At 70.3% G+C, this 12,808-nt stretch carries 11 protein-coding genes and 3 pseudogenes; 10 read left to right on the top strand and 4 right to left on the bottom strand.

Annotation, left to right across the window (positions count from 1 at the left end; all coding sequences use genetic code 11):
* Nucleotides 1-23: 23 nt before the first annotated feature.
* Entirely contained in the window at nt 24-530 is a 507-nt protein-coding gene (locus MFF64_RS29850; protein ID WP_238193114.1) for an ABC transporter substrate-binding protein, read from the bottom strand.
* Between the two features lie 243 nt (nt 531-773).
* On the opposite strand from MFF64_RS29850, the gene MFF64_RS29845 reads away from it, so the two are divergent.
* On the top strand, nt 774-1,517 hold the full coding sequence (locus MFF64_RS29845; RefSeq protein ID WP_238193113.1) for an IclR family transcriptional regulator: 744 nt from the start codon (nt 774-776) through the stop codon (nt 1,515-1,517).
* Nucleotides 1,518-2,100: 583 nt separating this feature from the next.
* On the opposite strand, the gene MFF64_RS38660 is transcribed toward MFF64_RS29845, so the two are convergent.
* Nucleotides 2,101-2,676 carry a transporter gene (locus tag MFF64_RS38660; RefSeq protein ID WP_099901409.1) on the bottom strand — a complete coding sequence of 192 codons (576 nt, stop codon included), beginning with the start codon at nt 2,674-2,676 and terminating at the stop codon, nt 2,101-2,103.
* Nucleotides 2,677-2,894: 218 nt separating this feature from the next.
* Here MFF64_RS38660 and MFF64_RS38225 point away from each other — a divergent pair.
* Nucleotides 2,895-3,443 (top strand): annotated as a pseudogene (locus MFF64_RS38225) (cupin domain-containing protein); the annotation flags it as partial.
* 154 nt (nt 3,444-3,597) lie between these two features.
* Nucleotides 3,598-3,930 carry a helix-turn-helix domain-containing protein gene (locus MFF64_RS29825; RefSeq protein WP_238193111.1) on the top strand — a complete coding sequence of 111 codons (333 nt, stop codon included), beginning with the start codon at nt 3,598-3,600 and terminating at the stop codon, nt 3,928-3,930.
* Between the two features lie 81 nt (nt 3,931-4,011).
* Here the strand turns inward: MFF64_RS29825 and MFF64_RS29820 are convergent, their stop codons facing one another.
* Nucleotides 4,012-4,440, bottom strand: a complete 429-nt coding sequence (locus tag MFF64_RS29820) for a hypothetical protein (RefSeq protein WP_207768009.1) — start codon at nt 4,438-4,440, stop codon at nt 4,012-4,014.
* A gap of 194 nt (nt 4,441-4,634) precedes the next feature.
* On the opposite strand from MFF64_RS29820, the pseudogene MFF64_RS37915 reads away from it, so the two are divergent.
* Nucleotides 4,635-5,207 (top strand): annotated as a pseudogene (locus MFF64_RS37915) (DUF1612 domain-containing protein); the annotation flags it as partial.
* Nucleotides 5,208-5,704: 497 nt separating this feature from the next.
* On the opposite strand, the gene MFF64_RS29805 reads toward MFF64_RS37915, so the two are convergent.
* Nucleotides 5,705-6,712 (bottom strand): GntR family transcriptional regulator, encoded by a 1,008-nt coding sequence (locus MFF64_RS29805; protein WP_438823104.1) that lies wholly within the window; start codon nt 6,710-6,712, stop codon nt 5,705-5,707.
* A 195-nt stretch (nt 6,713-6,907) separates the two neighbouring features.
* On the opposite strand from MFF64_RS29805, the gene MFF64_RS29800 reads away from it, so the two are divergent.
* From MFF64_RS29800 to MFF64_RS29775, 6 genes and pseudogenes are all read left to right on the top strand, one after another.
* Nucleotides 6,908-7,999 carry an Ldh family oxidoreductase gene (locus MFF64_RS29800; RefSeq protein ID WP_238193109.1) on the top strand — a complete coding sequence of 364 codons (1,092 nt, stop codon included), beginning with the start codon at nt 6,908-6,910 and terminating at the stop codon, nt 7,997-7,999.
* Between the two features lie 164 nt (nt 8,000-8,163).
* Nucleotides 8,164-9,483 (top strand): ABC transporter substrate-binding protein, encoded by a 1,320-nt coding sequence (locus MFF64_RS29795; RefSeq protein ID WP_238193108.1) that lies wholly within the window; start codon nt 8,164-8,166, stop codon nt 9,481-9,483.
* An 8-nt stretch (nt 9,484-9,491) separates the two neighbouring features.
* Entirely contained in the window at nt 9,492-10,388 is an 897-nt protein-coding gene (locus tag MFF64_RS29790) for a carbohydrate ABC transporter permease (RefSeq protein WP_238193107.1), read from the top strand.
* Between the two features lie 2 nt (nt 10,389-10,390).
* Nucleotides 10,391-11,215, top strand: a complete 825-nt coding sequence (locus MFF64_RS29785) for a carbohydrate ABC transporter permease (protein ID WP_238193106.1) — start codon at nt 10,391-10,393, stop codon at nt 11,213-11,215.
* Between the two features lie 4 nt (nt 11,216-11,219).
* A complete protein-coding gene (locus MFF64_RS29780; protein WP_238193105.1) occupies nt 11,220-11,996 on the top strand; it encodes an SDR family NAD(P)-dependent oxidoreductase in 777 nt (258 codons plus the stop codon).
* Nucleotides 11,997-12,082: 86 nt separating this feature from the next.
* Nucleotides 12,083-12,539 (top strand): annotated as a pseudogene (locus MFF64_RS29775) (transposase family protein); the annotation flags it as partial.
* Between the last annotated feature and the right edge of the window lie 269 nt (nt 12,540-12,808).

Below are 12,808 nucleotides of genomic sequence, written 5' to 3'. Positions count from 1 at the left end.
GACCTCCTCAGATCGGTGCAAGCTTAGCAGATCGGGGCGTTTTCACACAGCCTCGTCATGAACCGGACCATCGCCTGGGCCGCCAGGCTGTCGGTCGGCCGGATGCGGAACATCCACGGATTGCCGTTCTCGGCGACCGCGTCGGCGCCGCCGGCATACATCACCGGGATCGCCGCCTTGGCGACCTCCGGGGCGACGGCGAGGTTCTGGGTCGAGTAGCTCGTCAGGAAGGCGAACGGCGGCTTCGTCTCCTGCGCGAGCTTCACGAAGGCCGACACGGCGGTGCTGTTCGACGCGCCCGCATCCTCGATCACGAGCCTGATCGGGCGCCCCTTGATCCCGCCGGCCTTGTTGATGTCCTCCGCCGCCATCGTCAGCGTGTTGAAATAGAGCTTGCCCGTGAGGGAGAGAGGTCCCGTGGTCGGCACGGTCGCGCCGACGGCGATCGGCTCCTCGGCCGCCCTAGCCGCCCCGGCGGCCAGCAACGCGGCGGCCGCGAGAGCGAGCGTGGTCCTGCGTGTCCGAGCCATGTTTCGACCTCCGGGCGCTTCACAAGGCCGAGAATTCGGCCTATAAGTTCCGATAAACGGGAATTAGTTCCGTATTCCGGTTTTGAGGGTACGATGGCACGGGGGATTGTCAACCGCGCTTCGGCGGGCATTTCGCGACAAACGGTAGGCATTGTGCCCGATTCAGCTTCACCGACCGGGGCGGGGCGCGCAGCCGAGACCGGCGGCGAGGAGGGACAGGGGGCTGGGCCGCTCGATCGCTACATGACGGTTCTCGAACTGGTCGCGAGCTTTCCCGGCGCGATCACGATGAGCGACGTCTGCACGCTGCTCGACATGCCGAAGACCAGCGCCCACCGGCTCCTAGCAGGCCTCCTGCGGGCCGGGCTCGTCGAGGGCGGAGGCCGACATCGGACCTACAGCCTCGGCACCCGGCTGGTCCGGCTGCTGCACATGTCGGCCGAGGATTCCTGGATCATCGCGCTGGCGCGTCCGGCCCTCGAGGCGCTCACGGCGGAGAGAGGCGAAACCTGCTACCTGACGCGCCTCGTCGGGCACGGGGTGCGAGTCGTCTTCAGCGTCTCGCCGGAGGTGCAGTGGCGGAGCTACGTCCAGCCCGGCCTAGAGATGCCGCCGCACGCCGCGGCCACCGCGAAGGCCATCCTGGCTTTCCAGGAGCCGGCTCTGATCGAGAAGGCGTTGGAGCGTGATCTCATCGCTCTGACGACCCAGACCCGGACGACGCGCGACACGATCCTGGATGAGTACGCCGAGGTCCGCACGAAGGGCTACGCCACCTGCATCTCGGAGATCGACGAGGGACTCGGGGCCCTCGGCTTTCCGGTGCGGCTCGACGACGGATCGATCCTCTACAGCGTCGGCCTGACCGGGCCGGTCCAGCGCGTGTTCAACGACGATCTTCCGGTTCGCATCGCCAGCCTGGAGAAGGCCGCCGCCAGCCTGAGCCGGGTGCTGTCACATGGCTCGCGGATCGCGAGCCGCGCGTAGGACGTCGTCAGGCGCGGATCTCGTCCTCGATGGTGCGGGCCTGGAGCGCGATGCCGACCGCTTCGCGCGCCCTCCCGTTCCTGCCAGGACCTCGCTCATTGAGTGTCGTACAACGCCAGAACCTCGTGGCCACCTCGACCGCCGATGCCGCAACGACGGGGGCGCTCGGGAGGAGAGCGGCCAACCCAGCGGCATTGGCCGAAGATCGGGACGTGGTGCGACGCGAGACGCTCGCAGGCTGATCTGGACCCGTGCCTCGGCCGCAGCCTCAGACCGGGTGCACCCGACCAAACTCCCGCTGCGCCGAGGCTGCCACGGCGAGCGACGAGGGCGGTCGGGATCGCGCAGCAGGTCCGCCATCCCGCCACTTCGGCCCGGCGCCGCCCTCCCGACGCGAAGGTGACCGGCAGCAGCGCGCTCTCGCGCTCGGCCGGGTCTCGGAGGTGATGCTCCTCAACGACCAGCGTTGCCGCTTCTCGGAGGAGAGGGGAGGGGAGATCCGTTGGACAGACGTCCGGGCGGCTCGCAGTCCGTCGCCGAGCCCACCGGGCGCGAGACGGGCCGGGAAGCCCCGTCCTGCGGGTCAATCGAAATGCCCGACCCAGCGCACCGTGTAGCGCTGGCCTTCCGGACGGCTCTGCGCGCCGAACTCGTGATAGGCGTTGAAGAACAGGAAATTGTCCTTGTTCAGCGCCAGCAGCGCCCCCGGACCGAGGGCGAAGACGCGCTCGCGCCGGCCGGGCACCGCGACGCCGTTGGCAAGGGTGTCGCTGATCTGCTGCAGCCAGTACCCGTTGACGCCGAGCTTCAGCTCCTTCGTCACGCTGTATTCGCTGGCGAAGTTCGCGTGCAGGGCCTGTCCGGCCTGGGTCGAGACCACACCCATCGGCATGCAGACCAGGTCGCCGGCCCTGGCCTTGAGCCATTCCCCGTCGAGGTAGAGATCGAAGGTCCCTTCCAGGACGTAGATGAACTCGTCCTGCGTCGGGTGGACGTGCGGCGGCACGAAGGTTCCCGGCGGGTCGTAAGTCTCGAAGGAGAAGGCGCTGTCGCAGTTCGCCTTCAAGTAGTAGGTATGGCCGAGGATGTTCCAGACCGTTCCGTCGATGCCCTCGCCTGCCCTTGTGATACGTGCAGGGAGCGGTCCATTTTCGCTCATCATTTCCTCGCTGTGCTGATTTTTTGACCATAGTGGCGCGGTTTGTTCTGCGCCTATGCTGTCGAATACTCAAGCCTTGTGCGGTCTCGGGCTATCCGCCAAACGTTTGCGTTATCCACTTTGCGCAGGAAACGGAGTGCCGGCAGCGATCGGGCCTTGTGCAGGTTTTGCCGCCACAGGCATTCTCCACGTCTCGGGCCTGGACGACCGGTTGGGCCATGGACGACGAGCAGCCATCCGATCCGCACCCTCCCGTGGGACCCGCCCCGCCGCTGGCGCGCTACGCCCTCGTGGCCACGCGGGATCCCGACCTGGCGCGCGAGCAGATCGGGCGGATCTTCTGCCCGCACGGCCTGATCCTCTCCGGACCCGGCGGCGCCTCGCGGTTCGAGGCGCGGCACCATTCCGCGGCCTTCGGCGGCCTGACGATCAACTTCGTCTCCTACGGCACGCGGGTCGAGATCGATCCCGGCTGCCTCGACCGCTTCTTCCTGCTCCAGATCCCGCTCGCGGGTTCGGCGCTGGTGCGCACCGGCCCGCATGAGGTCCTCGCCGACGTCGACCGCGCCACCCTGCTCTCGACGGCCTGCCCGACCCGCATGGTGTGGGAGACGGGTTGCGAGAAGCTCATCGTCCTGGTGCCGCGAGGATTGCTGGAGGAGCACGTCGTCCGGGTGCTCGACCGGATCCCGCGCCCGTTCGACTTCGATCCGGCCATCGATCTCGCGCAGCCCCGCGGCGCCGCGATCCTGTCTCAGGCCCGGCTGCTCCAGCACCTCGCCGAGAGCCGGCGACGGTCGGCCCCCGGCCCCCGGCCCAGTCGAGCGGGAGCTCGCCTCCGCCTTCGTCACGCTCATCGTCGGGCACATGCTCGAGCGGGGCGGGGGAGGGGGAGCCCTGACGTCGTCACAGCGCGTCTCGGTGGCACCGGCGCATGTCCGCCGGGCCGAGGAGTACATCCGGGCGCATCTGGATTCCGTCTTGAGCCTGCCGCATCTCGCCGAGAAGGCCGGGAGCAGCATGCGCTCGCTTCAAGAAGGCTTCCGCCAGTTCCGCGACAGCACGATCTCCGACTTCATCCTGGCCCAGCGCCTCGACCGGTGGCGCGCCCTGATCCTCGCCTCCGACCCGGAGGCGAAGGTGGGCGACCTCGCCCTTAGCGTCGGGCTCGGCCATCTCGGGCGCGCCGCGGCGGCCTATCGCGACCGCTTCGGCGAGGCCCCGTCCCAGACGTTGCGCCAACGCCGGCGCTGACCGGCCGCCCGCCGGTCCCTCCTCGTCGACGGTCCGGGCGCCGCGACCCGAGGCGCGCGGCGGCCGGTCCGGCGGGCCGTCTCAGGCCGCGTGCGGCGTCCCGACGGCCCGCAGGCCGAGCGTCAGGCCGGGCTTGGCGACCTCGCTGGCCTGGTAGGCGGGGGCGCGGGCGAGCAGATCGGCGTAGACCGGCGGCCGGAGGGGCGCGAACAACGCCGTGATGGGGTTCGCCTCGCGGGTCGGCACGCCGATATCGGCCAGCAGGCTGGCGAAGTGGCGATTGTGGTACCGCGCGATGCACAGGCCGCCATAGCCCTTCGCGGAGGGACGCTCCGTCTGCCGCCACGTCCGCATGCGGGCGATCTCCGCCTCCATCTGCGCCCGCGTCGGCTGGCGCGCGAGTTGGCCGTCCATGTACCGCACCAGCCAGTTGGCACCGAGTTCGGCCGACAGGTTGGTGGCGAAGCTGGAATTGAAGCTCTCCGCCGCCAGCCCGGCTGGTCTCCCCACCCTCGTCGAGGATCCGGATGGTGCAGGAGACCAGGAAGGGGTGCCGTCGCCAGCCGGGCCGCCCGTCGACGCCGCGGACGGGGAGGAGGATCTCGCGGACGTCGACGAGGTTTTCTCAGCCGAACTCGCCGGCATCGACGCCCTGATCGCTCGCTCCAGCCGCGTTCTCGCCGACACCGGGGCGGCGAGAGAAAAATCGCTTCTCCTACGATCCGGCTTGGGGCGAGACCGGCCGTCTCGCTGCATGGCGCGACGTCGTCGCCGACACCCGCACTCTGCCGCCGGTCCTCGCCGCCACCATCGCCTACGATGCCTGGACCACCCTCGAGCCGCTCCAGCATCGCGCCTGGCTCGGATCGCTGCTTGCAGCCGATCTCCTGCGTGCCCGGGGCAAGGCGCGCCACCATCTGCCCGCCCTCGCCAGCGCCGCGCGCCGCGTGCCCTGCGACCGCCGGCTCGTGCGCGATCCGCAGTCCCGCTGGCTCGCCGTACTCGGCGCTATCACCGCGGGTGCCGAGCAGGGGATGCGGGATCACGACCGCTGGATGGTGGCGCGGGACGCCTTGCTGCTGAAGGTGAGGGGCAGGCGGGAGAGTTCCAGCCTGCCGCGCCTGGTCGACCTCGTGCTCGCCCGGGCTCTCGTCTCCGCAGGAACGATCGCGGACGAACTCGGCGTGACGCCGCGCGCCGCCCAAACCCTCGTGGCAGACCTTGGGCTGCGCGAGCTCACGGGGCGAGAACGCTATCGGGCCTGGGGCATCCTGTGAGCCGCAGGATTTGGCCGGGCGTGGAATTTACGGCATTCGCGGCCGCGGGAATCGCCGCGAGCGTCCGGCACGACGTCATGACGTGCTGACGAAAGAGACGATCCTTCACATGGCCGGGTATTACATACCGGAAAACGTTGAACCGGGCTGCGTCATTTCCGATTGCTCGATAAGAGTCGAGGGCGGTCGACGGTGCAACTTGCTCAAGCGCAATTTCTCGACCTGCAAGCCGAGGGGGCGCTGGTTCCGCACCTGCGCGAGTTCGGGCGTGACATCGCAACCATGGCCTTGTGCCACGACGAGTGTCGGCCAGTCCCGGAGCGGCACTGCCCACCAACTCTGTCACCTCCACGTTCCGCTCGCGCGTGATAGCGATCTCGTCTTCGTCGTACTTGTTCCTCCTCAGAGTTTCGCTCCTCTGCCGGGGGGCTTGCAAAACCGGAACCCTCCCTATTCAGGCCTGATCGAAGCCCCGGGCACACCGCTCCCGGGAGATGTCATCCCGGAAGTGGCTTGAGGTACGGGAGGGGCTCCGGCCGCGATCCGCACTTGACCGCCTGGAGCCGTGCATTCGCGCGCCCCAGCGAGGCGCGCAGATGAGCCTCGAGCGCGACAGCCGCGTGGGCGGTGTCGCCCGCGTCGAGGGCGCGCAGGATCTGCCGGTGCTCCGGCAGGAACGGTTCGGTCGGGTAGGGCGCCGGGTTCCAGCGATAGAGGAAGCTGTGGGCCACCAAGAGCGACTGGTAGAGGCGGACGGCGTCGAGGAGCGCGCGCTGCGGACAGTAGCCCAGGATGTCGCCGTGCAGGTCCGCCTCGAGGGCGTCGAGGGCGGGGCCGTCCAGCGCGTCGGCCTGCGCGACCGCCGCCTCGATCCGGTTCCGGGCACCGGCCACGACGTCGCGCGGCACCAGGGGCGCCGCCTTGGCGAGCGCGAGCGGCTCGAGTGTCCAGCGCAACTCGTAGAGCTCGGCGACGTAGCCCGGCGTCAGGCCCGGGGCGTACCAGCGCGACCGCTCGTCCCTGCGGATCACGCCGCGCTGGTGGAGGCGCGCGACCACTTCGCGGGCGACGGTGCGGCTGACGCCATGGTGCTTGGCGAGGTCGGCCTCGACCACCCGCCATCCACACAGCGCCGTGCGCGAGACGATGTTCAGCTCGACCTCGCCGTAGATCCGCTCCCAGCTCGCCGTCGAGGAGAGCCGGACGGGCGGCGGCGCGGCGGGCGCGGAACCCGACCCGGCCTCGACGGCGCGGACGACGTAGCCGCGGCCCTCGCCGCGGGAGACGAGACCGGTCTCGGCGAGGGCGGCCAGCGCCTGGCGCACCGGGGCGCGGCTGACCCCGAACTCGGCGGCGACGCGCGACTCGAGCAGGCGTGTGCCGGCCGGGAGCCGGCCCGTGCGGACGCGCTCCGCCAGGACGTCGAAGGCTTGGCTGTGGAGCCGCGCGGCTCCCCCGCCCGCACCCGGGGCGTCACGCCGCCGGGCATCGTCGTTCGCAGTGATGGGCGTGCTCCCGCGCCTGGCCCCCTCCGTCCAGCTTCGCCGGCCCGGGGAGGATTGCCAAGAACCCCTCGGTGCGGTGTGATGGCGATGTTGAATGTATGCACTGGACATTGATTGGGAGGGTCGGATGGTCGGTCGTCTTGCGGGCTGCCCCGTTGCGGGAGGCCACCCGGCCTCGGGTGGGGGAGAGCGGCGATGAGCGGGGAGCCAGTTCCCGGGGCACCCGCCGCCCCGCTCTTCGCCATGCCGGATCTGGCGGCCTTCGCGCAGGCCGTGCTGGCGGCGGCCGGCGCCGATGAGGAGAGCGCCGCCGCCGCCACGCGGGCGATGGCTCACGCCTCGCTCCTCGGCGTCGACAGCCATGGCATCCGGCTCCTGCCGCACTACGCGGCCGCGATCGCGGGCGGCCGGGTGAACGGCCGCCCGCGCCTGCGCTTCGAGGAGGACGGGGCCGTGGCGCGGCTCGACGCCGACCACGCGCAGGGCGCGCGCGCCACCTACGCGGCGATGGCGCGGGCCGCCGAACTCGCGGGCCGGCACGGCATCGGCGCCGTGACCATCCGCAACTCGTCGCATTTCGGAGCGGCGGGCGCCTTCGCCCTCGCCGCCGCGGAGGCGGGCTGCATCGGTTTCGCGACCTGCAACTCGGACAGCGTCGTGCGCCTGCATGACGGCGCGGAGCGGTTCCACGGCACCAATCCGCTCGCCGTCGCGGTCCCGGTCGAGGGCGGTCGCCCGTGGCTCCTCGACATGGCGACGAGTGCGATCCCGTACAATCGCGTGCTGCTCTACCGCAGCCTCGGAACGGCGCTCCCGGCCGCCACCGCATCGGACGCCGAGGGGCGCGACACGACGGATGCGGAGCGGGCCGAGATGCTCGCTCCCCTCGGCGCCGCCTTCGGCTTCAAGGGCGCCGGCCTCGCGGGCCTCGCCGAGATCCTCAGCGCGGCTCTGTCCGGCATGCGCCTGAGCCACGAGATCGCCCCGATGGCCGGCCCGGACTTCACGCGGCCGCGGGAGATGGGCGCCTTCGTGCTCGCCCTGCGGCCCGCCGCCTTCGTCGATCCGGGCGTGTTCCGCGCCGGAATGGTGCGCTACCTCGCGGCCCTGCGCGGCTCGCCGGTCGCGGGCGGTCCAGTCATGGCGCCCGGCGACCGCGAATGGGCCGAGGCCGAGCGGCGGGACCGTGACGGCGTCCCGGTCGATCCGACGACGCTGGCCGCCCTCGCCACCCTCGCCGGCCAATACGCGCTGCGGATGCCCGATCCTCGCCCGGCCGCCGGATGATCCGGTCCCCGCGACGCCTCGCACCGGCGTGTTAGTGCTTGTCAGCGCCGGCGCGCTCTGCTGAGATGCGAATGGACAATGTATGCACCGGCCAAAGAAGCCGGGCGCGCAGCGGCTGCGGCGTTCGATCGGGCGTCCAGCGCGACAAGTCCAGGGAGGACGCGATGAGACACCCACGGACGCTGACACGCCGGCACGCGCTCGGCGTCGCAGCCGGTGCGCTGGCGGCGCCGGTCGTCGCGCGGGCGGCCGCTCCGGTCACGCTGACCTATTCCGACTGGCACCTTGCGGAGCCGGTCTGGGGCCGGTCCCTCGCCGAGGCCTTCGCCCGGTTTGAGAGCGAGAACCCGGACGTGAAGATCCGGCCCGAGCCGGTGGCCTACGGCCAGCGCGACGTGCGCTACGCCACGGCCTTCCGCGGCGGCCGCGGGCCCGACGTGTTCGCCCTCGACTCCAACCCGGTCAAGCAGTTCATCCGCGAGGGCTGGCTCCTGGACCTGACCCCGTTCCTCGAGAAGGAGGGGGGCGCGGCCGCCTGGGCGAGCCAGTTCTACGAGCCGACGATCAAGGTGGTGGGCGAGAAGGGCGGCGTGTTCGGCGCGCCGCAGACCTACGTGCCGATCGTCCTGTTCTACAACAAGCCGATGCTGGAGAGCGTCGGGGTCGCGAATGCGCCGGGAACCTGGGAGGCGTTCCGCGACGCCGCGAAGCGGCTGACGGGGCCGAGCAAGCCCGGAGGCCCGGTCGACCGCTGGGGCACCACGATGGTGCTCGGCCAGGGCGGCTTCGACCTGCGCTTCCCCGTGGTCCTGCGCGGCTTCGGCGGGGACATCCTCAGCCCCGACTACACCCGCTCTCGCCTCGACGAGCCGGCGGCGCGCGAGGCGTTCGGCTACGTGGTCGGGCTCATCAACGACGACAAGGTGATGCCGCCCGGGGTGCTGCAGGTCGACGCGAACGCGGCCCGCCAGTTCCTGGCGACGCGGCGGATCGGCATGGCCTTCGAGGCCGCCTGGGCCTACCCGATCACCGCCGAGATGAACAAGGACCTCGACGCCTGGAACACCCTCCAGGTCGCCCCGGTGCCGATGAAGCAGGCGGGCGCGAACCACATCCGCACCACGCTCAACATGAAGTCCCTGCACATCAACCCGAAGACGCCGAACGCCGAGGCGGCCTGGCGGCTGGTGCGCTTCCTCACCGACCGGCAGCGCGCGGAGAAGTGGTACCTCGACAACAACCTCCTGTCGCCCCGGCGCGCGATCAACGCGGAGTTCCCGAGGATCCAGGAGAGCGCCTCGGCCCGGCTGATGACGCAGGAGCTCGACCACGCCGCCTTCATGCCGCTGATCCCGCAATGGCCGGAGATCAACGAGACCTTCCGTCAGAGCCTGCACGCCGCCGTCACGCGGACGAAGACGCCGGACCAGGCCCTCGCCGACGCGCACCGGCAGGTCGAGACGATCCTGCAGCGCAAGACCTGAGGCGCGCGATGCGGCCATCATCGGGCGAGGACGCCCCCGGCGCCGACCGCCGGGAGCGCTGGCTCCCCTTCCTCTTCGTCGGGCCGGCGATCCTGCTGCTGCTCGCGGTCCTCGGCCTCCCGGCCGTGACGGCGGTGCTCCAGAGCTTCAACCTGGTGTGGGTGCGCGAGCCGGGCTTTTCCCTCGACGCCTACAGGCAGCTCGCGACCGATCCCCAGTTCGCCACGACGCTGTCAACGACCGCGCTCTATGTCGGGCTCGTCGTGTCGCTCCACCTCACCATCGGGCTCGCGGTCGCCCTGGCGCTGAACGCGGACCTGCCGGCGAAGTGGCTGTTCCGGGTCGCGGCGATCCTGCCCTGGACCGTGCCGGACGTGATCAGCGGCATCATCTGGCGCTTCGTCTTCGACACCCTGCCGGGGATGGCGAACGCGATCCTGCTGCGGCTCGGCGCCGTCGACCAGCCGGTGGACTGGCTGGGCTCGCCGTCGCTCGCCTTCTTCGGCGTCGTCACCGCCGAGGTCTGGCGCGGCTATCCGTTCGTCATGCTGATCCTGCTGGCCGGCCTTCAGGCCATTCCGGCCCACCTCTACGAGGCGGCGGCGATCGACGGGGCCGGGGCGTGGCAATCCTTCCGCTACGTGACGCTGCCGGCCTTGCGCAACATGGTCATCGTCGCCCTGGTGCTCGACGTGATCTGGGAGGCGCGGCTGTTCGGCACCGTCTACGGCATGACCGGCGGCGGGCCGGGCGACGCGACGCAGCTCGTCTCCACACTGACCTTCCGCCAGTACTTCGAATTCTTCAACCCGGCCTACGCCTCGGCCATGGCCGTCGTGCTGGCGGTGACGATGCTGATCGTCGCGATCCCGTACCTGCGGGTGACGATGTCGAGGAACGCCTGACGATGACCCGCCCGCGGCGGCCCTTCGTGGCCCTGATCCTGGGGCTGATGCTCCTCTACAACCTCGCTCCCTTCTACTGGGTGGTCTCGTCGTCGCTGAAGCCGCCGCTCGAGGTGATCGACTTCCCGGCGACGCTCTGGCCGCGGCAGGCCACGGTGGAGGCCTACGCCAAGATCTGGCAGCAGGAGGGCTTCCCGGTCTACTTCCTGAACAGCCTGATCACCTCCTCGGGCACGGCCCTGATCTCGTCGCTCGTCGGAGTGTTCGCGGCCTACGGCTTCTCGCGCTTCGCCTTCCGGGGCAAGCTCGCCCTGATGGCCATTCTCCTCACCAGCCAGATGCTGCCGGGCGTTCTCCTGGTGGGACCCTACTTCGAGCTCCTGAGCCGCGCGGGCCTCTACGACACGCGGCTCGGCCTCGTCCTCGCGCTCTCGACGATCACGCTCCCGTTCAGCGTCTGGATGCTGAAGGGCTACATCGACACGATCCCGCCCGAGATCGACCAGGCGGCGATGCTCGACGGCGCCTCGCGGTTGCAGGTGCTCACGAAGGTCATCCTGCCGAACGTGATGCCGGGTCTCGTGGCGACCGTGACCTTCGCGTTCCTGCTCGCCTGGGGCGACGTGCTGTGGGCCTTGTGCCTGATCCAGGACCAGGCCCGGCAGCCGATGACCCTCGGCGTGCTCAAGATGTTCGGCCAGTTCCGGGTGGAGTGGGCGCAGATCATGGCGGCCACCCTGGTCGCGACCGCGATCCCCTCGTGCCTCTACGTCCTCCTGCAGCGCTACCTCGTGCAGGGCTTCGCCGGTTCCGCAATCAAGGATTGATCCCATGCTCCCCGTCGGCTCGACCTCCCTGTCGCTCTCCGGGATGACGGCCCTGGTGATTGGCGGCTCCAGCGGCATCGGCGAGGCCGTCGCCCACGGCTTCGCGCGCGAGGGCGCCCGGGTCGCCATCGCGGCACGCCGTCCGGGCAAGCTCCGGGCGGCCCTGGCGCGCCTCGAAGCCGTCTGCCCCGCGGCGCGCGCCTACGAGGCCGACGTGACGGATCCGGGCGCCGTGCAGGCGTTGGCCGAGGGGGTGCTGGCGGATCTCGGCACCGTCGACGTGCTGATGAACTGCCAGGGCATGACGATCATCAAGCCCGCCCTCGACTTCACGCCGGACGAGTTCGCGCAGGTGATCGCCACGAACCTCACCAGCGTGTTTCACGCCTGCCAGGCCTTCGGGCGGGCGATGGTGGCGCGGGGCTCCGGAACGATCCTCAATGTCGCCTCGCTCGCGGCGCATCGCGGCTGGCCGAATGCCTGCCCCTACGCGGTCGCCAAGCATGGCATCATCGGGCTCACCGCCTCACTCGCCGCCGAATGGGCGCCCCATGGCGTGCGGGTCAACGCGATCTCGCCCGGCTTCTTCATGACCGAGCTGAACCGGGAGAAGATGCCTCAGGCGCGCAAGGACGCGGCGCTGACACGCTCGCCCGCCGGCCGCTTCGGCGAATTGCAGGAACTTGTCGGAGCGGCCCTCTACCTGGCGTCTCCGGCCGCGAGCTTCACCACGGGGACGGTGTTGAACGTTGATGGAGGCTACCTCGCGGGCGGGATCTAAGAGACTTGCATCGGCAGGCCAACGTTTCGTCCGCTTGGGCCCCGTTCCAGAACGGGGCCGCGAGCTTAGCGGTTGCGTGAGCGACGGGCGTCGGGGTCGTGGGTGAGCGCGGCTACGATCCCGCCACGCGCGTCGTCGGCCGCAAGCACCATGCCCTGACCGATACCGACGGCCGCCTGCTGATGGCCGCGATCTCGCCGCCTGACCTGCATGACAGCCATGGCGGCGTTGCCCTCCCGCGTGCCTCGCCCCCTGCTTTGCCGACCGCGCCTACCCGGGGCGAGCGGATCGGCACGGCCACCGTCGAGATCGCCGAGCCCGAGGAGGGGCGGAGGGGCTATGCGGTGCAGCCGAGACGCTGGGTGGTCGCGCGCATCCCTGGGCTGGATCGGCCGCTGCCGCAGGCTGGCACGCGATCACGAGGCGACCGCATCCTCCGCGCTCGCCGTCCTCGTCCTCGCCGCCGCCGTGGTCCTCGTCATGCGCCGTGTCAGAGAGCCTATGAAGCGGGTCTTAGATGACACACTGATCGGACGCGACTGATGGATCGGCGGCTGCACTGCACCGTGCCTCGCGGGTCGAGATGGCCCGTGCTCACGTCGTCGATCGGCGGCGGGAGCAGGGACTGGCATGCTCAAGCGCGGGTGTATCTCCTGGCGATACGAATGGAGCGTTCTGCGCGACGAACGGCTTGTAACGGGGCCGTTCGCTGTTATCCTGGCCTAGACCTTGCAGGTTCCTCGACGGATTAGGCCACTCGCGGGAGGGCTCATTTGACAGGGCTTGAGGACGAAACGGCAGCGATCGGCATG

This window comes from Methylobacterium frigidaeris, from assembly GCF_022179185.1.
Lineage (GTDB): Bacteria > Pseudomonadota > Alphaproteobacteria > Rhizobiales > Beijerinckiaceae > Methylobacterium > Methylobacterium frigidaeris.
Note: the sequence above shows the minus strand (reverse complement) of the source record. Positions and strands in the feature narration are given on the sequence as shown.